The organism is Corynebacterium sp. HMSC05D03 (assembly GCF_001807205.1).
GTDB classification, from domain to species: Bacteria; Actinomycetota; Actinomycetes; order Mycobacteriales; family Mycobacteriaceae; genus Corynebacterium; species Corynebacterium aurimucosum.
The window spans coordinates 140,541-163,245 of sequence record NZ_KV788168.1 but is presented as its reverse complement, the minus strand read 5'-3'; the positions used below and the strand labels follow the sequence as shown (position 1 = coordinate 163,245).

22 protein-coding genes, 1 tRNA gene and 1 pseudogene are annotated in these 22,705 nt (G+C 62.7%); 8 read left to right on the top strand and 16 right to left on the bottom strand.

Features of this window, described 5'->3' with window-relative positions; genetic code table 11:
* Positions 1 to 5 precede the first annotated feature (5 nt).
* The 6 genes from HMPREF3147_RS03175 to HMPREF3147_RS03150 are packed head-to-tail and all read right to left on the bottom strand — an operon-like array spanning position 6 to position 6,851.
* Positions 6 to 1,418: a serine/threonine-protein kinase gene (locus HMPREF3147_RS03175; protein ID WP_070444466.1), complete on the bottom strand. Its 1,413-nt coding sequence runs from the start codon at positions 1,416 to 1,418 to the stop codon at positions 6 to 8.
* Complete coding sequence (locus HMPREF3147_RS03170) at positions 1,418 to 2,848, bottom strand: penicillin-binding transpeptidase domain-containing protein (RefSeq protein WP_070444464.1); 1,431 nt, start codon at positions 2,846 to 2,848, stop codon at positions 1,418 to 1,420. Before HMPREF3147_RS03170 ends, HMPREF3147_RS03175 begins: the two co-directional genes overlap by 1 nt.
* The gene (locus HMPREF3147_RS03165) at positions 2,845 to 4,197 is read right to left on the bottom strand and encodes an FtsW/RodA/SpoVE family cell cycle protein (RefSeq protein WP_070444462.1); all 1,353 of its coding nucleotides are present in this window, start codon (positions 4,195 to 4,197) and stop codon (positions 2,845 to 2,847) included. The genes HMPREF3147_RS03170 and HMPREF3147_RS03165 overlap by 4 nt, the downstream gene beginning before the upstream one ends.
* Complete coding sequence (locus HMPREF3147_RS03160; protein WP_070444460.1) at positions 4,198 to 5,532, bottom strand: PP2C family protein-serine/threonine phosphatase; 1,335 nt, start codon at positions 5,530 to 5,532, stop codon at positions 4,198 to 4,200. It lies immediately after the preceding gene.
* Positions 5,529 to 5,981, bottom strand: coding sequence for an FHA domain-containing protein FhaB/FipA (locus tag HMPREF3147_RS03155; protein ID WP_070444458.1), 453 nt, complete (start codon positions 5,979 to 5,981; stop codon positions 5,529 to 5,531). Before HMPREF3147_RS03155 ends, HMPREF3147_RS03160 begins: the two co-directional genes overlap by 4 nt.
* A gap of 45 nt (positions 5,982 to 6,026) precedes the next feature.
* Entirely contained in the window at positions 6,027 to 6,851 is an 825-nt protein-coding gene (locus tag HMPREF3147_RS03150; protein WP_070444456.1) for a DUF3662 and FHA domain-containing protein, read from the bottom strand.
* A 190-nt stretch (positions 6,852 to 7,041) separates the two neighbouring features.
* Between HMPREF3147_RS03150 and HMPREF3147_RS03145 the strand changes: the two genes are divergently transcribed.
* Positions 7,042 to 7,126: transfer RNA gene (locus HMPREF3147_RS03145), tRNA-Leu, on the top strand.
* Positions 7,127 to 7,317: 191 nt separating this feature from the next.
* Here HMPREF3147_RS03145 and HMPREF3147_RS12495 read toward each other — a convergent pair.
* The 6 genes and pseudogenes from HMPREF3147_RS12495 to HMPREF3147_RS03120 all read right to left on the bottom strand — a co-directional run.
* Positions 7,318 to 7,479, bottom strand: a pseudogene (locus HMPREF3147_RS12495) (DDE-type integrase/transposase/recombinase); the annotation flags it as partial.
* Positions 7,480 to 7,705: 226 nt separating this feature from the next.
* Positions 7,706 to 8,320: a YdhK family protein gene (locus HMPREF3147_RS03140; protein WP_070444452.1), complete on the bottom strand. Its 615-nt coding sequence runs from the start codon at positions 8,318 to 8,320 to the stop codon at positions 7,706 to 7,708.
* Between the two features lie 47 nt (positions 8,321 to 8,367).
* A complete protein-coding gene (locus HMPREF3147_RS03135; protein WP_070444450.1) occupies positions 8,368 to 10,602 on the bottom strand; it encodes a copper-translocating P-type ATPase in 2,235 nt (744 codons plus the stop codon).
* 51 nt (positions 10,603 to 10,653) lie between these two features.
* Positions 10,654 to 10,980, bottom strand: a complete 327-nt coding sequence (locus HMPREF3147_RS03130; RefSeq protein ID WP_070444448.1) for a heavy-metal-associated domain-containing protein — start codon at positions 10,978 to 10,980, stop codon at positions 10,654 to 10,656.
* Positions 10,981 to 11,120: 140 nt separating this feature from the next.
* Positions 11,121 to 12,248, bottom strand: a complete 1,128-nt coding sequence (locus tag HMPREF3147_RS03125) for a sensor histidine kinase (RefSeq protein ID WP_070444447.1) — start codon at positions 12,246 to 12,248, stop codon at positions 11,121 to 11,123.
* On the bottom strand, positions 12,245 to 12,967 hold the full coding sequence (locus tag HMPREF3147_RS03120) for a response regulator transcription factor (RefSeq protein WP_083276416.1): 723 nt from the start codon (positions 12,965 to 12,967) through the stop codon (positions 12,245 to 12,247). The genes HMPREF3147_RS03125 and HMPREF3147_RS03120 overlap by 4 nt, the downstream gene beginning before the upstream one ends.
* A gap of 404 nt (positions 12,968 to 13,371) precedes the next feature.
* On the opposite strand from HMPREF3147_RS03120, the gene HMPREF3147_RS03115 reads away from it, so the two are divergent.
* Positions 13,372 to 13,947 carry a CueP family metal-binding protein gene (locus HMPREF3147_RS03115; RefSeq protein ID WP_070444445.1) on the top strand — a complete coding sequence of 192 codons (576 nt, stop codon included), beginning with the start codon at positions 13,372 to 13,374 and terminating at the stop codon, positions 13,945 to 13,947.
* A 71-nt stretch (positions 13,948 to 14,018) separates the two neighbouring features.
* Positions 14,019 to 15,500, top strand: coding sequence for a multicopper oxidase family protein (locus HMPREF3147_RS03110; protein WP_070444443.1), 1,482 nt, complete (start codon positions 14,019 to 14,021; stop codon positions 15,498 to 15,500).
* A 540-nt stretch (positions 15,501 to 16,040) separates the two neighbouring features.
* Here the strand turns inward: HMPREF3147_RS03110 and HMPREF3147_RS03100 are convergent.
* Positions 16,041 to 16,571, bottom strand: coding sequence for a membrane lipoprotein lipid attachment site-containing protein (locus HMPREF3147_RS03100; RefSeq protein WP_070444440.1), 531 nt, complete (start codon positions 16,569 to 16,571; stop codon positions 16,041 to 16,043).
* Positions 16,572 to 16,675: 104 nt separating this feature from the next.
* On the opposite strand from HMPREF3147_RS03100, the gene HMPREF3147_RS03095 reads away from it, so the two are divergent.
* Both HMPREF3147_RS03095 and HMPREF3147_RS03090 read left to right on the top strand, forming a co-directional pair.
* Positions 16,676 to 17,506, top strand: coding sequence for an esterase/lipase family protein (locus tag HMPREF3147_RS03095; protein WP_070444438.1), 831 nt, complete (start codon positions 16,676 to 16,678; stop codon positions 17,504 to 17,506).
* Positions 17,503 to 17,799: a CHY zinc finger protein gene (locus HMPREF3147_RS03090; RefSeq protein WP_070444745.1), complete on the top strand. Its 297-nt coding sequence runs from the start codon at positions 17,503 to 17,505 to the stop codon at positions 17,797 to 17,799. Before HMPREF3147_RS03095 ends, HMPREF3147_RS03090 begins: the two co-directional genes overlap by 4 nt.
* Positions 17,800 to 17,803: 4 nt before the next feature.
* Here HMPREF3147_RS03090 and HMPREF3147_RS03085 read toward each other — a convergent pair whose 3' ends face one another.
* Complete coding sequence (locus HMPREF3147_RS03085; protein WP_371325733.1) at positions 17,804 to 18,331, bottom strand: hypothetical protein; 528 nt, start codon at positions 18,329 to 18,331, stop codon at positions 17,804 to 17,806.
* Between the two features lie 41 nt (positions 18,332 to 18,372).
* The gene (locus HMPREF3147_RS03080; RefSeq protein ID WP_070444434.1) at positions 18,373 to 19,689 is read right to left on the bottom strand and encodes a M20/M25/M40 family metallo-hydrolase; all 1,317 of its coding nucleotides are present in this window, start codon (positions 19,687 to 19,689) and stop codon (positions 18,373 to 18,375) included.
* Between the two features lie 77 nt (positions 19,690 to 19,766).
* On the opposite strand from HMPREF3147_RS03080, the gene bioB reads away from it, so the two are divergent.
* Genes bioB through HMPREF3147_RS03065 form a run of 3 tightly spaced genes read left to right on the top strand, consistent with a single transcriptional unit; the run spans position 19,767 to position 21,936 of the window.
* The gene (bioB, locus tag HMPREF3147_RS03075; protein ID WP_070444432.1) at positions 19,767 to 20,747 is read left to right on the top strand and encodes a biotin synthase BioB; all 981 of its coding nucleotides are present in this window, start codon (positions 19,767 to 19,769) and stop codon (positions 20,745 to 20,747) included.
* Complete coding sequence (locus HMPREF3147_RS03070) at positions 20,747 to 21,001, top strand: biotin synthase auxiliary protein BsaP (RefSeq protein ID WP_070444430.1); 255 nt, start codon at positions 20,747 to 20,749, stop codon at positions 20,999 to 21,001. The genes bioB and HMPREF3147_RS03070 overlap by 1 nt, the downstream gene beginning before the upstream one ends.
* 11 nt (positions 21,002 to 21,012) lie before the next feature.
* Positions 21,013 to 21,936: a Sir2 family NAD-dependent protein deacetylase gene (locus tag HMPREF3147_RS03065; protein WP_070444428.1), complete on the top strand. Its 924-nt coding sequence runs from the start codon at positions 21,013 to 21,015 to the stop codon at positions 21,934 to 21,936.
* Here the strand turns inward: HMPREF3147_RS03065 and HMPREF3147_RS03060 are convergent.
* On the bottom strand, positions 21,933 to 22,682 hold the full coding sequence (locus HMPREF3147_RS03060; RefSeq protein WP_070444425.1) for an esterase/lipase family protein: 750 nt from the start codon (positions 22,680 to 22,682) through the stop codon (positions 21,933 to 21,935). The genes HMPREF3147_RS03065 and HMPREF3147_RS03060 overlap by 4 nt on opposite strands.
* Positions 22,683 to 22,705 lie beyond the last annotated feature (23 nt).

Here is a 22,705-nt window from a genome sequence, read left to right as displayed (position 1 = left end):
GCGGGTTACTGGCCTCCCTGTAGTGCGGATTCTTCGGTGGGGTTGTTCTGTGAGTCTAGTTCGGGTTCGGGCAGTGGGCTGTCATCGACCTGCGGTTGCGTCTCCTCGGTAGGGAGCGCGGGTGGCTCCTGTTGCGTTGTGCGATGCGCAGTTGTGGGTGGGGAGGGGATAACCGAGTGCGTCGTGGTGACGGTGACTTGAGTAGGTTCCTCCTCCACGGTGGTGATCTCAACGGTCTCAGGGGCTTCCGTTTCCTCTTCTTCCGTTGTTTCCGGCTCCACCGTTTCGGTCACAATGACCTCCGTTGGTGTGGGCTGTGGGGTCGGTGTCGTGTTCCCCCACAGCCTATAAGCCATGAACCCGATCGCCACGAGGGCCGCGATAGCCACCGCGATGAGCAAACCTGTGCCGAAACCTCCCTGCTTGGCGGGGCGCTCCTCCGTCTGGGGTGCAGAAACGGCCGGACGCACCGTGGTGGGGTGAGCCATGTTGGCCAGCATTTCCGTGGACGCGGAGGGCGAAGGCTCGGCAGCGACGGGCGCGAGCGCCGCGGATTTCGGCTGCGGTGGACGCTGGCCTTGGCGCACGGCGGAGATCGCGTTGGTGAATTCGTTGCCATCGACGAAGCGGGTGTTCGGGTCCTTGCGCAGGGCCATGCCGATCAGTTCACGGGTGGGCGCGCTAATCGACGTCGACAAGGGCTCCGGCGCCTGGCTAATGTGCGCCAGCGCCACCGAGACTGAGGAATCGCCGCTAAAGGGGCGTTTTCCGGCTAGCATTTCATAGCCCACGACACCGAGCGAATAGACGTCGGACGACGGGCCAACCTCATAGCCTTGGGCCTGCTCGGGGGAGACGTATTGGGCGGTGCCGACGACCATGCCAGTGCGGGTGAGAGGCACAGCGGCGGCGGCTTTGGCGATGCCGAAGTCGGTGATCTTGACCTGCCCATTCTGGGTGATCATGAGGTTGCCGGGCTTAATATCGCGGTGCACTAGGCCCATGTGGTGGATCACGGACAGGCCGTGGGAGGCCTGCTCCATGACGTCGAGGGCCAGCGTTTCCGGCAGTGCACCTTCGCGGGCTAAGAGATCCGCCAGGGATTCTCCGCGAATGTATTCCAAGGCCATGTAGCAGAAGATGCGGCCGTTGTCCTCAAGCTCCCGGTAGTCGTACGTAGCTACGACGTTTTCGGAATCGATGGATTCTGCGGCCTTGGCCTCGTTGCGGAAGCGCGAGAGGAACTCGTTGTTATCGGAGAACTCTGGGCGCAGGACCTTGAGGGCGACCTCGCGGTCATTGCGGACGTCGTCCGCCAGCCACACCGTGGACATGCCACCGTGGCCGACGATCCACTGCAGCTGATAGTCCTCACCGATCAGCGCTTGGAGGTGTTCCTTGTTATCTGCACTACTCACTATTGCTGTCCTCCGTATGCGCGCAGGATGGCGCGGCCGATGGGCGCGGAGACCTGGCCGCCGTAGGCATTCTGGCCAAGGTGCCCGCCGTCCTTGACCACGACGCCCACCGCGATGTCCTTGTCCGGGTCGAAAGCCACGTACCACGCGTGCGGGGCAAGGCCCTCGCCGTGCTCGGCGGTACCGGTCTTCGAGGCAAAACCGTTCCCGTCATAGCCATAGGTGCTGTGCTCGGAGGCAAACATGAGGTCCTTGATGGTGTTGGCCGTCTCTTCACTGACAGCTTCGGCTGCCTGACGTGGTTGAGTCGTGCGAAGCTCATTCATCTGGGCATCGGTGATGCGGTTAATGAGGTAGGGCTCCATGCGCTTGCCCTGGTTAGCGATGGTCCCGGCCATGATGGCCGCCTGCAGGGCGGACATGGTCACGTCGCGCTGGCCGATCGTGGATTGGGCGACTTGGGCGCCGTCGCCAAGATCGCCCAGCGCACCAGCGGAAGTCTCCACACCGAGCGAGTACTTCTCACCCACGCCGAAGCCCTCCGCATATTTACGCAGCTCATCGGCGCCGATGCTCTCCGACATCTGCGCAAAAGCCGTGTTGCAGGACAGCGCGAAGGCCGTATGTAGGGTGACGCTCTCCGCGCCGCCGCAGGCTCGGTTGCCGTCGTTGGTCAGCTCCGTGACCGTATCCGGCAGCGTGATGGACGCCGCGCCGGTCAGCGTAGAGTCCGGGTTAAAGCCGTTGTTGAGGCCAGCGGCCGTGGTGATGATCTTAAAAATGGACCCGGGGGGCAGGGTGTCTTGCGTGGCATGGTTGATGAGCGGATTGCCCTCTTGATTCTGCAGCTGATCCCACGTTTCGGCCGCGTTGTCCCCGACGAGGTCGGAGACGTTGAAGCTGGGCGTGGAGGCCATGGCCAGAATCTTGCCCGTTGAGGGCTGGATGGCTACGGCCGCGCCTTTGTAGCCCGGGCCGGCCAGCTGGTCGTAGGTTGCCTGCTGCAGCGCTGGGTCGATGGTGACCTCCACGTTGGCACCCTTCTGCGGCTTGCCGGAGAGCATATCGAGCCAGTTGTGTGCCAACAGCGAGTCGTCCTTGCCGTTGAGGATGTCATTCTGCGAGGCCTCCAGCTGGGAGGCGCCGAAGCGCTCCGAGAGGTAACCGGTGACATCGGCAAAGGCTGGGGAATCAGTGGGGTAGGAACGCGAGTAATTGCCGTTCTCATCCGCGGTGGACTGCGCCAAGACCGTATCGCCGGCGAAGATCTGGCCGCGCGGGGTAGTGCGCATTTCTAGGTAGCCGCGAACGTTCTTGGGGTTGTGGGCGTACTTATCCGTCGAAAACGCCTGCACCACGGTGAGGTTCACCAGGAGCACGGCGGTAAGGATGAGGGCAAAGAGGGAGACGAGGCGAATCGATCTATTCATCGGGTGGCCTCCTGGATGGCGGGGAACATGGACGTATCACTCGGCGCGTTCGAGGTGAGCTCGCGCGCTGGGCGACGAGCCGCGTTGGAAATACGCAGCAGCACGGCCAGCAACATGTAGTTGGCCATGAGCGAGGAGCCGCCGGCGGACATGAACGGCGTGGTCAGACCCGTCATGGGCAGCAGGGCGGAAATGCCGCCGGTGACGACGAAGACCTGGACTGCGAGCGTAAGCGCCAGGCCCGAGGCCACCAACTTGCCATAGGTATCGCGGCAGGTCAGCGCAGTGCGGAAACCGCGGGAGACGAGCATGGCGAAGAGGATGAGTACCGCAGCCAGGCCCACCAAACCGAATTCCTCGCCGATACCAGCCAGGATGAAGTCCGAATGTGCCACCGGCACCATGTCCGGGTGGCCCTGGCCCAAGCCGGATCCGGTAATGCCGCCGGAGGACATACCGAACAGTGCTTGAGAAAGCTGGTAACCGGTGGAGTCATAATTGCCCAGCGGATCCAAGAAGTTGGAGAAGCGCTGCTGGATCTTGTCCGACACCTGGTAGATGCTGAAGCCGCCGACACCCACGAGGATGACGCCGATGAGCAACCAGCTCACGCGGTTGGTAGCCATAAAGAGCATGCCGAGCACGGTGCTAAACAGCAGCAGGGCGGGACCGAAGTCATTGGAAATGCCCATGATGATAATCGCGATGCCCCAGATCACCAGGATGGGAGCCAGATCTCGCAGGCGTGGCAGAGAAATGCCGAGGAACTTGTAGCCGGCCACCGTGAACAGCGAGCGCTTCTGGGTAAGCAGCATGGCGAAGAACAGGATCAGCAAGATCTTGGAGAACTCGCCCGGCTGGATGGAAAACGGCCCCAGCCACAGCCAGATGCGAGCGTCCACGCCCGGCGGTTGCGGCCACACGAGGGGCAAGGCGAGAAGGATCAGGCCGAGCGCACCCAAGATATAGGAGTACCTGGTCAGCGAGCGGTGATCGCGTAGGAGAATGAGCACCAGCGCGAAGAGGATGAGGCCGACGATGGTCCACATCACCTGCCGCACCGCCAGCCCGCCGCCATTCGCCAGGTCGAGGCGCTTCAACAGAATGAGCCCGGTGCCGTTAAGCACCGCGACGATGGGAAGCATGAGCTGATCCGCGTAGGGCGCGAGGAAGCAGAGCACCAAGTGAGCGACGGCGAAGACGCCGATGAAACCGCCGATGAGGTAGAGGACATCGAGGGTCAGCACGTTGCCCTGCGATAACTCGAGGCTGACCAGGGTGATGGCGAAGACCACGGTGGCGAGCACGAGCAGGCCGAACTCGGTGCCGCGGGAAAAGAGCTTACTCATCTACTTCACCTCCCGGCAGTTTCCTTTGGATTCGCTTTTGGCATCTTTGTTTTTCTCGTCCTTCGACGCCTTCGGGCAGGGCTTGAGCGCCTTGTCCGAAAGCTGCGAAAGCTGCGTTTGCACCTCGTCATAGGAGCCGGAGGGCAGATTGCCCACGGCAGCGCGTTCGGATTCGGGCAAATCCTTCAGTGCGAACGGTGCGAAATCACCGTCGCAGGCGCCGTACCCCAGCTTGAGCGCGTTGTCCTTGCTCAGGCACGCATTCTGATACGTGTGGTGCAGCGGGCGGCCGAAGATCTCATAGTCCGCGCCTTCTTGGATGGTGAGGACGCCTTCTTCATCGGCGGTCACGTAGTAGTTGCTGCCCAGGTAGCTTTTCATCCAGAGCCCGCCGCTGATGACCAGCACGATGATGATGACCAGGCATGCAATGACCTTCCACCCAACCCGGCTTCGCTGTGGCCGCCGCTGTGGTTCGTCCTGGGGCTTCTCCTCAGCGGCTTGCGCTTTTGGGGACGAGATAAGCTTCGCGGCGCGGCTCGCGGAAGAATCGGGGTGCGTTGGTTCCGGGACGACGCCTTGGACGGCACCGACGGTGATGGGGTCGGCGTCGTCGCCTTCACCGTCCACGACTTCCGCCACCACGATGGTGACGTTGTCCGGTCCGCCGGAGCGCAACGCCAGATCCCGCAAGGTGGTAGCGGCTTCTTCGACCGTGCCCTGCTTCAGCGCTTGCTCGATGGTAGAGGCCGTCACCGGATCCGAGAGGCCATCCGAGCACAACAGGAGGCGATCGCCCGGTTTAGCATCGAGCATGAAGAGCGTCGGCTCCACCGGGCGGCCCGTGTAGGCCTTGAGGATCAACGACTTCTGCGGGTGGGAGGACACATCCTCCGGATCGAGCTTTCCCTCATCCACCAGGGACTGCACATAGGTGTCATCCTTGGTGATCTGGGTCAGCTTGCCCTCGCGCAGCCGGTAGCCGCGGGAATCACCCACGTGGCACACGCCGAATTCGGATCCGTTAAAGAGCAGGGCGGTCAGCGTGGTGCCCATGCCCTCGGTCTCCGGGTGCTCGTCCACGTGCTCGCGGATCGCCGCATTGGCGTCCTCCGCTGCGGCCCCAAGGAGCGCCAGCATGTCATTATCGCCTGGATCGCGCTCGAGGGAGGCCATGTGCTCCACCATGGTGGTGGAAGCAACCTCGCCGGCTGCGTGGCCTCCCATGCCGTCGGCCAACATCAGCAGGTGCGGGCCCGCGTGGGCGGAATCCTCGTTATTTTCGCGGACCAGTCCGCGGTCCGTCACTGCAGTAAAAGTCAGGCTTAAAGTCATGCCATCAACCTCACGGTCGTTCGGCCAAGTTTGATATCGGAGCCGACTCCGACTCGTTCTGGCTGGTCAATGCGAACGCCACCAACGAAGGTGCCGTTGCGGGATTCGAGGTCCTCCACGAACCACTCGCTGCCCCGGCGGAACAAACGGGCGTGGTGACCGGAGGAGAAATCATCACCAGTGACAAAGTCACAGTCCTGTGCGCGGCCCATCGTACAGTCCTCAAGAGTGCCTAGCTCCATGTGGGAACCGCGCAGCGGCCCGTCCACGATGGTGATTTCACGCGGCGCTTCGCGACGCCTCTGGGCCCCCTTCACCGGGGACGATGCCTGGTAGACGCCGGCGGCCTTATTGGCATCGCGACGCATGGCGTTGAGTGCGGCCAAGATGAACAGCCACAGCAACACCAGCAGGCCGATGCGCAGCGAGAGCAGCACGATCGAATCCATGGAAAGTCCTTACGCTAAAAAATCTGGGAAAGTTGCTGAGGCGGCTTAGTAGCCTTGGTTTTCAAGGCCGGTGATGCGCACCTCGATGTGGGAGTGGCCGAGGGTGATCACGTCGCCGTCGGCAAGCAGCCAGTTCTCAATCGGGGTGTCGTTCACGGTGGTGCCGTTCGTGGATTGCAAGTCCACCAGCACGGCGTCCTGGCCGTTCCAGGTGATCTCCGCGTGCTGGCGGGATACACCGGTATCGGGCAGGCGCAGGTCCGCGTCGTTGCTGCGGCCCAGGATGTTGGAGCCCTCTTGCACGTGGTAGACGCGGGAGGAGCCGTCCTGCAGCATAAGCGTCACCGCGGGCCCCTGCGGCGCCGGCTGGTTCGGGGTGGGCGCCATAAAGGCTGTGGTTGCGGCCTCGTCGGCGTTGTGCGGCTGGGTCATAGAGTCCTCCTGACCATGGTCGTGGTGGAAAATCGCATCAAATCCGGTTTCTTCGGTGGGCTCGTGATCCAAAAAGGAGGACACGCGCAACTGCCCAGTCCGCAGTCCCGACTCCTCCGCGATGCGTACGATGACCGGCCCGGCGAGGGACCAGCCACTGTTACGGATGAAGCGGGTGAGCTGATCAGCTAGATCCTTGGGAACACCCCGGTCTTGGGAGAGGTTCTCGATATCTTTGGAGGATACGCCGACGGTCATGACGTTGGGGCTATACAGCTTGCCATCATCACCGCGGGACAAATTGTCCTGCGCCTCCTGCTTGAGAAGCTCCTCAATCTCAGCGGGGACGACCTTGCCGCCGAAGACAAAGGCCATGCCGTTGTCCAGTCCGCGTTGCAGGGAAGAATCCAGCTTGGCGAGCTTATCTAGCAATGCCATAGGAAGGGCCGTCCTCCTTTCGGGATGTTTTCAGGGAGAGATATAGCAGCGATCAGTATAGGGTGCTTTCCTTGACTTAACGTAGACGCGCGCGGCAAAGTTCCCTGGGAAGTTCGGGTTTGCCAGCGGATTTGTAGAATCTGCTGGACTGCGTGCTAAGGTTAGCTAGTCGCCAAGACATCAATACCCTGCCCGGGTGGCGGAATTGGCAGACGCGCTGGCTTCAGGTGCCAGTGTCCTTATAGGACGTGCGGGTTCAAGTCCCGCCCCGGGCACGCTGAGCAGTTCAACAAACTGCTACACCGGAGGTCACAAACTCGAAAGGGTTTGTGACCTCCGGTTTCTTTGTTTTTCTGAACTTGAGCGGTCGAGGATTGCAAGTGTGGGGATTTACATCCTAACTCCCGCTCTCGGCTTTCGAACTTTTGTTTTCGATGGTGTCAATAAGTCATCTTGATTGTTGTCTTGATCTGACGGTCTTGGCCAGGAAACGCTTCGCTGCGGCCACGTTCCGCTTCGGAGAGAGGTAAAAGTCCAGGGTCTGGCCACCGGCGGTGATCACCGGATAGAGGTAGCACCACCTGCCACCGACCCGGATATAGGTCTCATCCACCCGCCAGGAACTGGCCGGTGGGCAGAGACAAAGCCCTGGAATGAACTCCTGTCACCAGGGTCATTCCAGGGCATGTTTCCCTGACTAAGAGAAGCAGTGGCACAGAAGGTCTACCTCAGCGTGGGCCTTGTGGGCGTGCAGGTTCCGTGTGTGGCTGGTGTGCTGCGGCATGGTCGGTAGCGATTGATGACCGACTCTGGAGCGGGTGCCTTGTCTGGTCTCGTGGTTCAGGGTGGGTGGACTATTCGGCGGGTTGGATCTCGCTCTCGGTGACCCACTTGTGGTTGGTCATCGTCATCCCGTCGACGGTGAGATCAACCATGTAGACCGTCTCCTCGGTGGAGTAATCGATGGTGGCCTCAGCACCCTTCATGCCGGACATGTGCTCGGCATCCAGGACAACGCTCGCCCCGTCAGGCAGGGGGGCCTGACCCGGATCGACGAGCTCCTCATGGACGACCCAGCGGTGGTCGGTAACCGGGGCCCCACCCTCGGTGGGGGTGTAGCTGACCGAATAGGTCGTGGTGTCAAAAGCCCCGGAAATGGTGGCGGTGGCCCCGTCCATGCCGGGCATGTGGTCAGCGGTGAGGATGACCTCGGTGCCCACCGGGTACGTGGGATCCTCGGTCTCTTCAATTCCTGCCGGCGGTGCCCCGCCGTCGGCAGGGTGGTCGTGCCCGCCGTGCTCTTCGTCGGCAGTGGTGGTGTCTTCCTGGTGGGTCTCGTTGGTCTCTGCGGTTGCCGTCGTGGTGCTGGTGGTGCCGGCATCGTCGGAGTTGTCGGTGGCGTCGCTGCAGGCGGTCAGCGCCAGGGTGGAGGTCAGTACCAAGGCGGCGAGGGTAATGCTGCGTTTCATGAGCGTTCCTTTCAAAGGTGGTGTGAGTTAGGGGTCGAGAGACAAGGTCAGTCAGTAACGGTTACGGGGGATATCGACCCACTGTGTTCCTCCTTCCCGTCGGTCGGAGCCAGGTGAGCCGGATCCAGATCAATGCGGCGCAACAGCTGGGCGTTCAGGGCCACCACGATGGTCGAGGCAGACATCAAGATCGCGCCCACGGCCGGGGACAGCACGAACCCGATCGAGGCGAGCACTCCGGCGGCTAGCGGCACGGCGAGGATGTTGTAGCCAGAGGCCCAGATCAGGTTCTGGATCATCTTGCGGTAGCTGGCCTGGGACAGCTCAATCATCGACAGCACTGCCCGCGGGTCATCACTGGCTAGGACCACCCCGGCAGATTCCATGGCCACATCCGTGCCGGCACCGATGGCGATACCGACATCCGCGCGGGTCAGAGCGGGGGCGTCATTGACACCGTCACCGACCATGGCCACGCTCAGGCCACGCTCCTGTAACTGGGTGACCTTGGTGTCCTTGTCCTGGGGCAGGACCTCGGCGAAGACCTCATCGATGCCTAAGTCCTGGCCAACCGCCTGGGCCACCTGCTGCGCGTCACCGGTGATCATCGCGACCTTCACCCCGCGGTCCTGCAGGGCTTTCACGGCGGCGCGGGATTCAGGGCGGATCTTGTCCTCGACGGCCACCGCACCGATGATCTGACCATCGCGGACAATATGGAGCACACCGGCCCCACGCCCGGTCCAGGCGCTGGTGGTGTCGGTGAGCTCGGCCGGGGTGGTGAGGTTGAACTCGCGCAGCATGTTCGGCCCACCCACGAGGATCTCAGCGCCATCGACAGTGGCCCAGACCCCGCGGCCGGAGGCGGCGGTGAAACCGGTTGCGCGCAGTGGGCGGCGTGAGGCCTCCGGGTGTGCGGCCGCGGCAGCCACGATGGCGCGGGCCACGGGGTGTTCACTATCGGCCTCGGCGGCGGCGGCCAGGGCCAGCAGGTGCCCTTCCGAAGTACCGGGCACCGGGGCGACACCGGTGACCGCGTGCGCACCCTCGGTCAGGGTGCCGGTTTTATCGAAGAGCACCACGTCGATGGTGCGCATCCGCTCGAGCGCCATCCGGTCCTTGATGAGCACCCCGGATTTCGCGGCCCGCTCGCTGGAGATCGCAATGACCAGCGGAATCGCCAGGCCCAGGGCGTGCGGACAAGCGATGACCAGCACCGTGACCGTGCGCACCACGACATCGTCCGGGCTGCCGATGATGGTCCACACCACCGCGGTGATCAGAGCGGAGATCAGCGCGAACCAGAACAACAACGCCGCCGCCCGATCCGCCAGGGCCTGGGCCCGGGAGGAGGACTCCTGGGCGTCGGCAACCATGCGTTGGATCCCGGCCAGGGCGGTGTCCCCGCCGGTAGCCTCCACCCGGATGCGGACGGTGTTGTCGGTGGCCACGGTACCGGCGACCACCTTGTCACCGGTGTCGCGGAAGACGGGACGGGATTCGCCGGTGATCATCGCCTCATCGAATTCGGCGGCTCCGTCGAGGATGGTTCCGTCGGCCGGCACCCGGGCACCGGCCCTCACCAGCACGACGTCGTCGACGACCAGCTCGGAGATGGCCACGGTGCGGGTGGTCCCGTCGATGACTTTCTCGGCCTCATCCGGCAGCAGGGCAGCCAGCGCGTCAAGCGCGGAGGACGCGGACCCGAGAGCGCGCATCTCCAGCCAGTGGCCCAGCAGCATGATGGTCACCAGCAGGGCCAGCTCCCACCAGAAGTCCAGGTCAAAACCGCCCAGCCCCAGAGTGGTGACCCAGGAGGCGACAAACGCCACGGTGATGGCCATGGCGATCAGGAGCATCATCCCGGGTTGGCGGGATTTCAGTTCTTTCCATCCGCCCTTGAGGAAAGGCGTTCCGCCGTAGACGAAGATGATCGTGCCTAGCACCGGGGGGATCCAGGTGGATCCGGGGAATGCCGGGAGGTGGTAGCCGAGCAGGTGGGCGACCATGGGACTGAAAATAGCGACGGGAATGGACAGAATCAGCGACCACCAGAAGCGGTCTCGAAACATTGCGGTGCTGTGTCCGGCGTGTTCGCCGTGACCATGAACGTGGTGGTCTTCGTCCAGGGCGGAGTGCGGGTGATCGTGGGGCATCGCCTGGCCGTGGGTGTCGGCATCTGCGTGGTGTTCGTGGCTGGCATGATCCGGGTGGTGGGTGTGGTCTGTTTCCGGAGCGGGGTGATCACCATGGTGATCACCCGAATGGTGGGGAGTGCTCATGACGTTCCTTTCGCTCAACCCGGTCGGGGTCGAGATGATGGGTAAAACTGATCAGGATAAGACGGTGTAGCCGGCCTCCTCGATGGCCCGGCGAACCATCTCCGGGGGTACGACACCGGTGACCGTGACGGTGGAAACACCACCAGCAGCGAGATCAATTTGGACGTCGTCGACCTGGGGGAGGGCCTGAAGGGCCTGGGTCACGCTTTTCGCGCAGTGCCCGCAGGTCAGGCCGGTGACCTGGTAGCTAGGGGAGGACCCTCCTGCTGACGAGTCGCTGGCGGCAGGGATGGAGGCGGTGTCGGCAGGTGAGGCAGGTCCACAACAGCTGCAGCCGTGGGAGGCCATCGGCAAGAGGCGGGGCGGGGAGGTGATCATGGGAAAGCTCCTTCGGTTCGGTGGGGTGCGGCGATGCCGCTCTTTAGCATATACCCCCCGGGGGTATATTTTCAGCATACCCCAGGGGGGTATATTTTCAATGGGTCGAGGGCGCGGCCCTCACGCGGGGCAGGGTGTGGTCACCGAGCAGCCTCCTCACTGTCGGGAGGGGGCAGCGGGAGGCGGAGGGTAAAGACCGCTCCGCGACCGGGGCCGGGGGAGGTGGCGGTGAGAGTGCCGCCGTGGGCCTCGATCAATGCCTTGGAGATGGTCAGACCGATCCCGGCCCCGCCGTTGTCCCGGCTGCGGGCGGCATCCCCCCGGTAGAAGCGTTCGAAGATGTGTCCGAGCTGGTCAGGTGGGATGCCCTCGCCGTCATCGGCGACGTGGATGAGCGCGGTGGACGCCCCCTGTCGGTGGACGCTGATCCGGACCTGCCCGCCGGCCGGGGTGTGCCGTAGCGCGTTCGACAGGAGATTGCTCATCACCTGGCCGAACCGTTGCCGGTCCACGAGCACCCGGGCGGTGTCCGTAATGGTCTCGACCTGTAAATCGACGCCTTTGTCAGCATAAGCTTCCCCCGCGGCAGCAGCGGCGGTATGGAGCAGATCCCCGAGCCCTTCCTCCGCCAGGTCCAAATCGATCCGGCGTTCCTGGGCCCGGGAGACATCGTCAATGTCTTCCATCAACCGGGTCAGGCGGGTGAGTTGGTCAGCCATGATCGTGTGGGTGGCATTATTCCAGTTCACGACCCCGTCCTGGAGACCATCGAGGTAGACCGTGAGCACCGATAAGGGGGTGCCCATTTCGTGGGCCAGATCAGAGAGCATCTGGCGGCGGACCTGTTCGGTGTGTTCCAGCCGGTCGGCCATGGTGTTGAAGGCATGCGCCAGGGTGGTGACCTCGGGGCCTGCTTTTCCGGCGGGCACGCGGATACGGGAGTTGCCGGCCGTCAGGCTGGTAGCGGCGCGGGTGAGATCCTGCAGGGGGGTGCGCAGACGACGCGATAACCACAGGCTGGCCAGTAGGGCGCTGATCAAGGCGGTGGGCAGGGCGACGGCCAGGGTGATCAGGTTGGCGCCCCGGTAGGCCTGCTCGGCATGGAACAGCTCCAGCGAGGGGTCCTCCTGGCCGGTCATCAACATATGATCATGGAACAGGGTCGGACCCACCATCGTGGCCACGGCCGCGGCCACCAGCAGGCTAATCACCACGACCAACACCTGGGCGGCCAGGAAGCGGAAGGTCAGGCCGGGTCCGTGATTCATGGTTGCCCCACCCGGTAGCCCACGCCACGCACGGTGTCGATAAACCCCCGGCCCCGGGTGTCGGTGCCGAGCTTGCGACGCAAGTTGCCGATGTGGACATCGACGATGCGTTCATCACCGACCCAGGTGGTGTCCCAGACCTCGGTGACCAGGTCGTGGCGGGTCAGCACCTGGCCGGGGCGCAGGGCCAGGGCAACCAGCAGCTCGAACTCCGTCCGGGTGAGCTCCACGGTCGTCTCCCCTACCCGCACCTGATGGGCGATGGGGTCAAGGATGAGGTCACCAACGATCAAGGGGGTGGTCACCTGCGGTGGGGTGGTGCTGGTGCGCGGGCGGCGTAGCACCGCATGCACCCGGGTCACCAGTTCCCGGATGCTAAAAGGTTTGGTGATGTAGTCATCCGCCCCCAGGGTCAAACCGCTGATCTTGTCGTCCTCGCTGCCACGCGCGGTGAGCATGAGGATGTAGCAGTCCGAGAAGGTGCGGATCCGTCGGCACACCTCCAGGCCGTCGAGTTCGGGCAGCCCCAGATCCAGCACCACAACATCGGGGGAAAAGCGACGGGTCTCGTCCACGGCCTGAGTGCCGGTGTGCGCCTGGCGGGTATCGAAGCCGGCCCGGATGAGGTAGGAGGCCACCATCTGAGCCAGGGGTTGTTCATCATCGACGACCAGCACCCGCCCCGGGGGCGTGGCGGTGGTCGGTGTGCAGTCAGTCATAGACCCCAGTATCGCTCCGGGCAGGGAGAATACCACCCTCGCTCAGTGCCCGGCGGGGAAATCTTCATCAAATCTTCAAACATCACCCTTCGACCGCCGTCACTCCTGTGCCCCACCCCGGGCCGACGGCATCGCCTCCCCTCGTCGGTTCAGCAGGCGCCACCAGGAATTTCACTGCCTGCTCCGCATACTCGGGGCGGGGTAGAAGGACATCGCCTACGGCTGTGGGGTGGTGTCCCGGTGGTGACCCAGCCCACTGAGTCCACCCCCTTTTTACCCTGTTATAAGGCTGTGAGCAGGGTTTTTTATTTCTGGGCCGTCAGGCACCCGTGCTAGATAAAAGTATGGCATTGACCTTGAGGCGGTGTCTTCTCACCGTCTTACCACGATCCAAGGAGATTGACGTGAACCGAGCAGCGATCGCAGCCGCCGCCCTTGCCCTCGCCCTCACGGGGTGTTCGGCCACCGACCCGGAACCCACCGCTGACGGGACGGTGTCCCAGGATACATTCCTGACTACCCATGGCCTGGCCGCCATGGACGCGGTGGAGATCATTGATCACCTTGACCGGCAGAAGGTCACTGAGCGTCCCACGGATCTGATCGCCTCCGTGCGTGCCGATGAACTGCTGCTCTCGAGCGATGGCCAGGAAGTCGTGGTCGATCTTCCCGACAATCAGACGTATGTCTCGATCGCACCCTATCTCACCTCCACCCACGACTGCTTCTACCACAGCCTCACGACCTGCCGGGGGGAACTCGACAATGAGGACATCCAGGTCACGATCACCGATGAGGCGACCGGTGAGGTGCTGGTGGACGAGGCGACAACCACCTTCGACAACGGGTTTATTGGTTTCTGGCTTCCCGATGATGTCACCGGCCTGATTGAGGTCAGCTACCAGGGGCGTACCGGCACCACGGAGTTTTCCACCACCGACGACGGTGCCACCTGTGTCACAGACCTGCGCCTGACGTGATGGCTCAGCAGGGTCCTCACCTGCGACTGTCTCCCGTGTCACTGAAATCTTGCACCAAGGAAGGTTAAATCATGACGAACGCGTTTTCCCGACGACAGTTTCTGCTCGGTGGGCTCGTCCTCGCCGGCACCGGGGCCGTGACCGCCTGCACCAGCGACCCTGGACCCGCTGCCCCGGCACCAGGTCCCTCCCTTCGCCCCACTCCCACCCCCACTGCGCTCAGTGAGCCGACGGTGCGCCGGACACTGACCGCCCGGCCCCTCTCTCTGGATATCGGCGGCATCGAAGCCAAGACGTGGGGATACGTCTCTGATACCGGGGATGCGGCCATTGAGGCCACCGCCGGCGACGTCCTCCAGGTCGATATCACCAATGAACTGCCTGAGAGCACCTCCATCCACTGGCATGGCATCGCACTCCACAACGCAGCCGACGGTGTGCCCGGCATGACCCAGGACCCCATTGAACCTGGCGAGTCTTTCTCCTATGTTTTTGAAGTCCCCCACGGTGGCACCTACTTCTACCATTCCCACTCTGGCCTGCAGCTTGATCGCGGCCTCCACGCCCCACTGATCGTCCGTGACCCGCAAGACGCTGAGGACCAGGACGTCGAGTGGACCATCGTGCTCGACGACTGGGTCGATGGCATTCAGGGCACTCCCGACGATGAGCTCGACAAGCTCACCGGAATGGGTTCGGGCGACCATAACGGGAAGAAGGGGATGGGAGGTCACGGCCATATGATGCACGGCACCCCGGACCGGGTACTGGGCGGGGATGCCGGCGATGTGATGTATCCGCACTACCTCATCAACGGACGTATCCCCCGTGCTCACCGGACCTTCGAGGCTCGCCCGGGCGACAAGGCCCGCCTGCGGTTTATCAACTCCGGCGGTGACACCATCTTCAAGGTGGCCCTCGGTGGCCACCGCATGACCGTGACCCACACCGACGGCTTCCCTGTCCAGCCTCGGGAGACCGAATCGATCTACCTGTCGATGGGCGAGCGTGTCGACGTCGAGGTCATCCTCGGCGACGGCATCTTCCCGCTCACGGCTTTAGCGGTAGGTAAGGACGACCGCGCCTTCGCCGTCATCCGCACCGCCGGCGGCCAGGCCCCCCACCCCGATGTCGACTTCCCCGAGTTGTCGTCCACCGGACTGCTTCTGTCCTCCCTGAAGCCAGCAGACCGTGCACTCCTGCCCGAGGACACACCAGACCGAGAAGTCAGCATCGACCTGGGCGGGCAGATGATGCCGTATGAATGGAGCATTCTCACCGACGGCCAATCCTCCTCCGCGACCGTGCAGGAGGGCCAGCGTCTGCGGATGGTCATGCGCAACAGGACCATGATGCCCCATCCCATGCACATCCACGGCCACACGTGGGCGCTGCCCGGCAGCGGCGGGCTACGCAAGGACACCGTCCTTCTCCGCCACGGTGAAACCATGATCGCCGACCTAATCGCTGACAACCCCGGTGAGTGGGCATTTCACTGCCATAACGCCTATCACATGGAAACCGGGATGTTCAGCTCGCTCCGCTACGAGTAACCCCCACAGCAGGGTTGAGTGCCGAGGTGGGCGGGGGTGTCCCCCGAGTAGTGGACACGGCGTTGGTGTCAGGGTTGAGCAGTGTATGCCAGGAGTCGACGGGTTGTGCCGTTCCACCGCGATTGCTTCGGACAAGCTCCAACCCGTCCTGAGCAAGGTAGCGATAAGCCAGACTTTGAGGAAACCCGACCTCTTCAATTGCGCTGAGCACAGATCGGCCACTCTCAACCAGAGCGACAACTTGTTGATACTGCTGGTCAACCAAACTCCGCTGAAGCCGAGCACGGTTAAGCCCCTCGCTTTGGCGCCATGCCCTCGCCTGAACCTTCGAGACGCCCAACTCCTTCAGGATCACTGGCACCGGACGCGCATTATGCAGATACGCCTTCACAAACCGCTCACGCAGCTTCTCATCACCTGACATCTACACAACCTCCTAGCTGTATAGATGCATTCACCACCTGAGCCCGCCTGAAGTTTTTCGCTCTTATTTACCGTGAACGACAGTGACAGGTTCGTGAGAAGGCGTGTACCGCCGGCTTAAGCGCTTTGCCAGCGCATCCTGCCATCAGAAGCGGGCGCGCACGTCATCGGGACACCTTTCTTTGATACGCCGCTACCGCCATTGCAATACGCGCCGGGGTGAACGTAGTTCTGTTGTACGGCGGGTGCTTCATAAATAGCGGCGGCCTCTTGCACTGGGGGATTCGCGGCCATCATTTCGTCGGCGCATTGTTGCGTCCAGCCAGAAGTTCCATCGCTGAAGAATGTGGTTCCGGTTTCGTGCAGTGAGACGTCACCGCAGGATTCGATGGTCTTCTCCATCGGAGTAGGCTGCGCTACACCAGGCGCCTCGGTGAAGCCGATGACTTCTTCGTGCGGTTGATCCACGCCGATATCTTCGGCGCTTTCCTCGGCAGTGGGAAGGGTGGGGTGTGGGGCGTCTTCAGTAACGCTGGTGCTTGTGCTTGTGCTTGGCGACGTCTCACTCGCAGGGGTGGATTCAACGTCGAGAGAGGAACAGCCGCTGAGCACAAAGAGCGCAGAGGCAAGAGAGAGAAGTCGCTTCATTTCAGATCCTTTGTCTATCCACCTTCATGCTAGTGGCCGTCACCCCACATGCGCACAGAAATCACACAGTAAATGGCTAGCCTTGGAGGATAAGCTAGTGCCTCATGAAAAACGGCTTTCTACAGCGCGCTTTCTTGGCCATCCTCCTCGGCACCGCTGCACCTGTTCCAGCGCATGCCCAGACTATGGAGACCTCGGCCGCGCAGGAGCTCGGCATCAATGATCCTGACTGTAAGCCCACGGGTTCGGTCACCGAGCCGGTCGTCCTTCTCCACGGCACCTCAGCCAACGCGGCCGATTGGAATGATCTCATCCCAAAACTCACCGAGCAGGGCATGTGCGTGTGGGCCTTCGACTACGGCGCCGAGGACATCACGTACCAGAATGCCTATGACTACATGAAGGGTATTGCGGATCTGGATTCTTCAGGGCGCGAAATAGCCGGGCACATCGAGCACATCCGTGAGGTCACCGGAGCACACAAAGTAAACCTCGTCGGTTTCTCCCAAGGCGGCCTGCACACCAAGACCTTCACGCAGCTCTACGGCTCAGCAGAGGAAGTGAACCGAGTGGTTACAATCGGTGCGAACTTCCACGGGACAACGTGGGGTGACAGAGCAACACCCCTCAGCACGGCGGCCAAAATCGCGCCCGATGTGGTTGATTTCCTGGGCACCAGCGCCGGCATCCAGCAGTTGCAGGGCTCGGACTTTATGGATGATCTCAATCAGCTTCCGGACACCGCGCCCGGCGTCACCTACACGTCCATCTACTCGCCGGCGGATAACACCGTGACGCCAAATCGGACCTCTGAGCTCACCGCTGTCCCGGGCGCGGACGTGGCCAACGTGGAATCCGCTCCCGTCGAGCACGGGCAGCTGCCCCATGATCCGCGCGTGCACGAACAGATCATATGGGGACTGACGCGCTCATGACCCAAATCCAAGGGGCCATCGACGCGGAAGGCAGGTGCCGTCACTGGCACACGCTTGTCGATGTCATTGCGAACAAGTGCCACACCTGCGGCGGCTGGTTCGCGTGTTCGCTGTGTCATGCGGAGTTAACGGATCATGACTTTGGGCCCATGCCGAAGGACGAGCTGTGCGTCATGTGTGGGGCCTGCGGCCGAACAATGACCTATGCCGAATATGCGGCATATAAATGCCCCGCGTGCGGGCACGCCTTCAATCCAGGCTGCGCGCTGCACGCGGGGACGTATTTCAGCTAGGCAACTACGGCAAAAGCGGGGCCAGCGGGGTGCCCTCGACGAGGGTCTTCAGGTACGCTAGAATGTCCGGGACGTTGAAGGTGAAGTTGCCGATGGTCACCGGGAAGGTCGGAAAAGCGTTGTTCGCTGGGGCGTTATTGCCGTTATTGGCTGGAGCACTGTGACCGCCGTTGTTTGCCGGAGCACCGCCACCATTGTTGGCATTGTGGCCACCGTTGTTAGCTGGGGCAGTGTTCTGAGCGGGAGCAGTGTTGCCGCCACCGTTTAGGCCACAGCGAGCGATGGCCTCGTCGGCGCGGGCGACGGCATCGCGGATCTCGGGACCACGCGGGTGGAAGTTAGCGGCAGCGAGTGCCTGGGACTTCTTGCTGTTGTAGTCGGACGGGTTGGTGTAGTACTTGGTGGCCTGCTCACAGGAAATCTGGCCGGCCGGAACCTTAGCCAGGTAGTCATCCACCATGTCGGCGGAGGCGGCAGGAGCGGACAGGCCGATGGCGGCAGCAACGGAGCAGAGGACAAGCTTATTTCTCATGCGCCACATTGTGCCACAGCTTTTACACGTTTGTGCAAGTGCTAACGCGCTAGGAAACGATTTACCAGCGAAAAATACGCCTTCACAGTCAAATCCAAGTCTTCCAGGTAAAGGTGCTCATCGTGGCTGTGCAGCTGCGAGTTTGCGCTGGCCATGTCCCGATCCTCGGCATGCAGTGCAAAACCGTAGGCATTGCCGCCGCGGCGACGAGCCACGCGCAAGTCGGAGCCACCTGTTGCCAGCACTGGCAGCACTTCCTTATCCGGGAAAAATTCGTGAGCGGTCTTTTCGATGCAGCGCCAGAGCTCAGTGTCGGTGGAGGACTGTGTGGCGTCCTCAGTAATAAGGTGCTCGATCTCTACCTCCTCGGCCATATCGCCGAGGGCCTCACGCAGGAACTCGTCGAGCTCCTCCTGGGTCTGGCCGGGGAAGGGGCGGATGTCCATCTCTAGATAGGCGTGGGAGGGCAGTACGTTGATGGCACCACCTGCACGTAGGACAGTTTGGGCAATCGTCGTGTGCGAGAAGGCGTGGGCGTAGGCAGACAAATTACCGAACTTTTCGTAGTCGGCGGCGGTAGCGGAGCCGTCGAGAAGCGCTGCCTCCGTTGCGGGGTCGAAGCGGAAGGTCTTGACGAATCCCTGCCACACCTCATCCGTGGCCACGGGCGGCTCAGCGGCGGCGATGCGGCGAGCGACCTCACCGATCTTGACGATGGCAAAGTCCTTGCCGAAGGGCGTTGAGCCATGGCCGGCATCGCCGTGCACATGCAGGCGGCGCTGGCCCGCGCCCTTCTCGCCGACGTTGAAGCCGAGCGCGCCGGGCAGGTGGCTGCCGCCGGTCTCCGAGAGGCAGTTGCGCACCGAGTAGGCCTCGGGGTGGTGTTTGTCCATCCAGATGGAGCCCAAACCGCCGCGGGCCTCCTCGTCCGCCATGCCCACGAAGGCCAGGGTGCCGCCTGGGTTGCCGCGCTTGGCCACATCGCGAGTCACCGCCGCCATCGTCGCCGTAATAAAGAGCATGTCTACCGCGCCGCGGCCGTAGAGCTTGCCATCCTCGATGACGGCGTCGAAGGGAGGCTTGGTCCACTTCGGCTCGTCGACGGGCACGACATCCGTATGCCCCATGAGCGTTAGCGGCTCCTTGTCCGGGTCACCCGGAACGGTCACCACGATGGTCACGCGGCCTGGGTGCGATTCATAGCGTTGGATCTCCACTGGGGTACCTGCAAAAAATCGCTCCAAGGTATCAGCATTGCGGACTTCGTTGCCGGAGTCCGGCGTGAGGTCATTCACGCAAGCATTGCGAATAAGCTCCTGAAGTAGTGTGAGGGTGTCGTCATAGAGCGTGGAATCCATGGCATAAAGAGTAGCCGTGCACAATAAAGTGCGTCGATTTACCGCAACTTGAACGGTGTTCAAGTAAGGTTTCCCGCATGAGCATCGTAGATATCGCACGCGAGAAGGCCCTGGAGCAGGGCATCGGCCTGAACGAAGAAGAACTCCTGCAAGTCCTCCAGATCCCGGATGAGCAGCTGGAAGAGATCGCCGACATCGCCCATAAGACGCGCCTGAAGTGGTGCGGCCCGGACGTGTCTGTGGAAGGCATCATCTCCATTAAGACCGGCGGCTGCCCGGAGGACTGCCACTTCTGCTCGCAGTCAGGCCTGTTCGAGTCTCCCGTGCGCGCCGCGCGCCTCAACATCCCGGAGCTGGTGGAGGCGGCCAAGAAGACCGCTAAGACCGGCGCTACGGAGTTCTGCATCGTGGCTGCGGTCAAAGCACCAGATGAGAACCTCCTGTCCCAGGTTGCCGAGGCCATCCCGGCCATCCTCGATGAAGTCGATATCGAAATCTCCCTATCCCTGGGCACGCTGACGCGCGAACAAGCCCAGCGGCTTAAGGATATGGGCGCCCAGCGCTACAACCACAACCTGGAGACGTCCAAGTCCTTCTTCCCCAACGTGGTCACGACCCACACCTGGGAGGAGCGCAAAGAAACCCTCGAGAACGTGCGTGCTGTCGGCATGGAGATTTGTTCCGGGGGCATCATTGGCATGGGCGAATCTCTAGAAGATCGCGCCGAATTCGCCTACCAACTGGCCCAGCTCGAGCCTTGCGAGGTACCGATGAACTTCCTCGATCCGCGCCCGGGCACCCCGTTCGCGGACTACCCCCTAGTCCCGCTCGGTGAGGCGCTGCGCGCCGTGGCCGCCTTCCGCCTGGCCATGCCGTCTGTAACCCTCCGCTTTGCGGGTGGCCGCGAGCTCTCCCTCGGTGACGACGGCACCGAAAAGGGCCTCCTCGGCGGCATCAACGCCATCATCGCCGGCAACTACCTGACCACGCTGGGCAAGCAGATTGAAAAGGACGTCGACATGCTCGGCCGCATCGACCTGCCCATCAAGGCGCTCTGATGAAAAACTCGACGGAACTGGCCGCCGCCGTCCTTGCCGGCGAGGAGCCGCTGTTCCATCCCAATACCGGCAAGCCACCGAGCGAGGACTTTACCTTGCATCCAGCGGCCGCGGCTGGCCTAGACGTCCCGCGCTATTGCCAGTTGTGCGGGCGCCGCATGGTGGTGCAGGTGCGCCCGGACGGCTGGAACGCGCGCTGCTCGCGCCATGGTGAGCTCGACTCGGACCACCTCTATGAGGAGGCACTTCCGTAAGCTGGGGCACCATGGATCCCGCCGTTGCCCACGCCCACCAGTCCGCGCTGCGCTCTATCTCCCGGGTAGTCGCCGAGATTGCTGAGCCGACTCCCGCAAAGCAGGCGCTGAACGCCGTCGCCGAGCAACTGCGCCGCGGCAACGTCATGGTCCTCACCGGGGCAGGAGTCTCTACAGAATCGGGCGTGCCCGACTACCGCGGCCCGCACGGTTCCCTCAGCCGCCACCGCCCCATGACCTATCAGGAATTTCTCCACGATCCGCAGGCCTCGCACCGCTATTGGGCCCGTGCTTTCGTTGGCTGGCGGGTCATGCAAGCTGCACACCCCAACCGCACGCACTACGCGTTGGTCGAACTCGAGCGCGCCGGGCTCCTTACGGGTGTTGTCACCCAAAACGTCGACGGCCTCCACGAAGAAGCCGGGCAGCGCAACCTCATTGCCCTGCACGGGGACATGCAACACGTGGTGTGCTTGAGCTGCGGATACGAAGAAACACGCGCGGACTACGACGCCCGCGCCGCCACAGCCAACCCGACATATCTGCAACGCTGGGCAGTCAACAAAGAGGACGTTAACCCCGACGGCGACGTTGCCCTCAGCCACGAAGCGGTCGAAGAATTTGTCATGCCCGGCTGCGTGCGGTGCGGCTCACAGCGCCTCAAGCCAGACGTAGTCTATTTTGGGGAGCCCGTCCCCACCTATAAGAAGGACGCCGCCTATGCGATGGTCAACGAGTCTGACTCCCTGCTGGTAGCCGGCTCTTCGCTGGCGGTCATGAGCGGCTTCCGCTTCGTTCTGGAGGCCAAGAAACAGGGCAAGCGCGTAGCCACCATCAATGGAGGGCCAGGACGCGCGGATGACCGCGTAGACACCCTGTGGCGCACTCAAGTGGGCCCGGCTTTCGATGCGATCCTGGACGAGCTAGAACTCTAGAGTTGCTCCAGTTCTTCGAGGATTACCTGGCAGACCCGTTTATCCATGGGCATATCTTCGTGGCGGATTATCGCGCGGCGCTCGATGTCCTGAATATAGATATTTCTTACCTGCTGGCCATTGAGGAAACAGGTGTTGGGCGGAACCACGATGGCATCGGAGCGCGTGGCGATGCACGTATAGCTCACTCCGGGTTCGACCTCACTGCCGCGGTTCGTGTCCTCAATTATCTTGCTGCCGGTTACTTGCTGCATTCCGGCGGGGCCAAACCAGGCGTCGATAAGCGAGCGCGCCACTTCCTCCTGCCTTTCGCTGCGAAAGAGGGGGCTGGCGATTCCACCCTGGGTCGTGCCGTGGTTGGGTGCACTGATACAGACGACGTGCCGTACACACTCTGCGCCGTCGTGCATGCGCATCCAGTACCGAGCCAATAACCCACCTTGTGAATGCCCGACGAGGATTACTTGTTCAGCGCCGGTAACGGTGCGGACGGCGTTGATGTAGGCGTCGAGCTGCCGGGCGGATTCCTGCAGGGGGCCGGTGGCGCGGGTCCCGTAGTCAGGGGCGAAGGTGGCCCAGCCAGCGGCGCGGAGCATTCCTGCGAGAACCTGCCATATCCCCTTGCTGTCGCAGGTTCCGTGGATCAAAACAACCGGCCAAGGTCGTTCGGCGGTGGGACGCGCGGACCAGTCGTCTTCGTAGACGCCGCGCGGACGTCTGCGGGCACCGAGGGGGAGTGGGATCATGGAATTTCAGTTTACTCTTGACC

Excerpts from the sequence above, each read along its gene's own strand:
- HMPREF3147_RS03170 (WP_070444464.1), bottom strand. The coding sequence starts at position 2,848 with ATGAATAGATCGATTCGCCTCGTCTCCCTCTTTGCCCTCATCCTTACC.
- HMPREF3147_RS03165 (WP_070444462.1), bottom strand. The coding sequence starts at position 4,197 with ATGAGTAAGCTCTTTTCCCGCGGCACCGAGTTCGGCCTGCTCGTGCTC.
- HMPREF3147_RS03160 (WP_070444460.1), bottom strand. The coding sequence starts at position 5,532 with ATGACTTTAAGCCTGACTTTTACTGCAGTGACGGACCGCGGACTGGTC.
- HMPREF3147_RS03155 (WP_070444458.1), bottom strand. The coding sequence starts at position 5,981 with ATGGATTCGATCGTGCTGCTCTCGCTGCGCATCGGCCTGCTGGTGTTG.
- HMPREF3147_RS03150 (WP_070444456.1), bottom strand. The coding sequence starts at position 6,851 with ATGGCATTGCTAGATAAGCTCGCCAAGCTGGATTCTTCCCTGCAACGC.
- HMPREF3147_RS03140 (WP_070444452.1), bottom strand. The coding sequence starts at position 8,320 with ATGAAACGCAGCATTACCCTCGCCGCCTTGGTACTGACCTCCACCCTG.
- HMPREF3147_RS03135 (WP_070444450.1), bottom strand. The coding sequence starts at position 10,602 with ATGAGCACTCCCCACCATTCGGGTGATCACCATGGTGATCACCCCGCT.
- HMPREF3147_RS03130 (WP_070444448.1), bottom strand. The coding sequence starts at position 10,980 with ATGATCACCTCCCCGCCCCGCCTCTTGCCGATGGCCTCCCACGGCTGC.
- HMPREF3147_RS03125 (WP_070444447.1), bottom strand. The coding sequence starts at position 12,248 with ATGAATCACGGACCCGGCCTGACCTTCCGCTTCCTGGCCGCCCAGGTG.
- HMPREF3147_RS03120 (WP_083276416.1), bottom strand. The coding sequence starts at position 12,967 with ATGACTGACTGCACACCGACCACCGCCACGCCCCCGGGGCGGGTGCTG.
- HMPREF3147_RS03110 (WP_070444443.1), top strand. The coding sequence starts at position 14,019 with ATGACGAACGCGTTTTCCCGACGACAGTTTCTGCTCGGTGGGCTCGTC.
- HMPREF3147_RS03100 (WP_070444440.1), bottom strand. The coding sequence starts at position 16,571 with ATGAAGCGACTTCTCTCTCTTGCCTCTGCGCTCTTTGTGCTCAGCGGC.
- HMPREF3147_RS03095 (WP_070444438.1), top strand. The coding sequence starts at position 16,676 with ATGAAAAACGGCTTTCTACAGCGCGCTTTCTTGGCCATCCTCCTCGGC.
- HMPREF3147_RS03090 (WP_070444745.1), top strand. The coding sequence starts at position 17,503 with ATGACCCAAATCCAAGGGGCCATCGACGCGGAAGGCAGGTGCCGTCAC.
- HMPREF3147_RS03085 (WP_371325733.1), bottom strand. The coding sequence starts at position 18,331 with ATGAGAAATAAGCTTGTCCTCTGCTCCGTTGCTGCCGCCATCGGCCTG.
- HMPREF3147_RS03080 (WP_070444434.1), bottom strand. The coding sequence starts at position 19,689 with ATGGATTCCACGCTCTATGACGACACCCTCACACTACTTCAGGAGCTT.
- bioB (WP_070444432.1), top strand. The coding sequence starts at position 19,767 with ATGAGCATCGTAGATATCGCACGCGAGAAGGCCCTGGAGCAGGGCATC.
- HMPREF3147_RS03070 (WP_070444430.1), top strand. The coding sequence starts at position 20,747 with ATGAAAAACTCGACGGAACTGGCCGCCGCCGTCCTTGCCGGCGAGGAG.
- HMPREF3147_RS03065 (WP_070444428.1), top strand. The coding sequence starts at position 21,013 with ATGGATCCCGCCGTTGCCCACGCCCACCAGTCCGCGCTGCGCTCTATC.
- HMPREF3147_RS03060 (WP_070444425.1), bottom strand. The coding sequence starts at position 22,682 with ATGATCCCACTCCCCCTCGGTGCCCGCAGACGTCCGCGCGGCGTCTAC.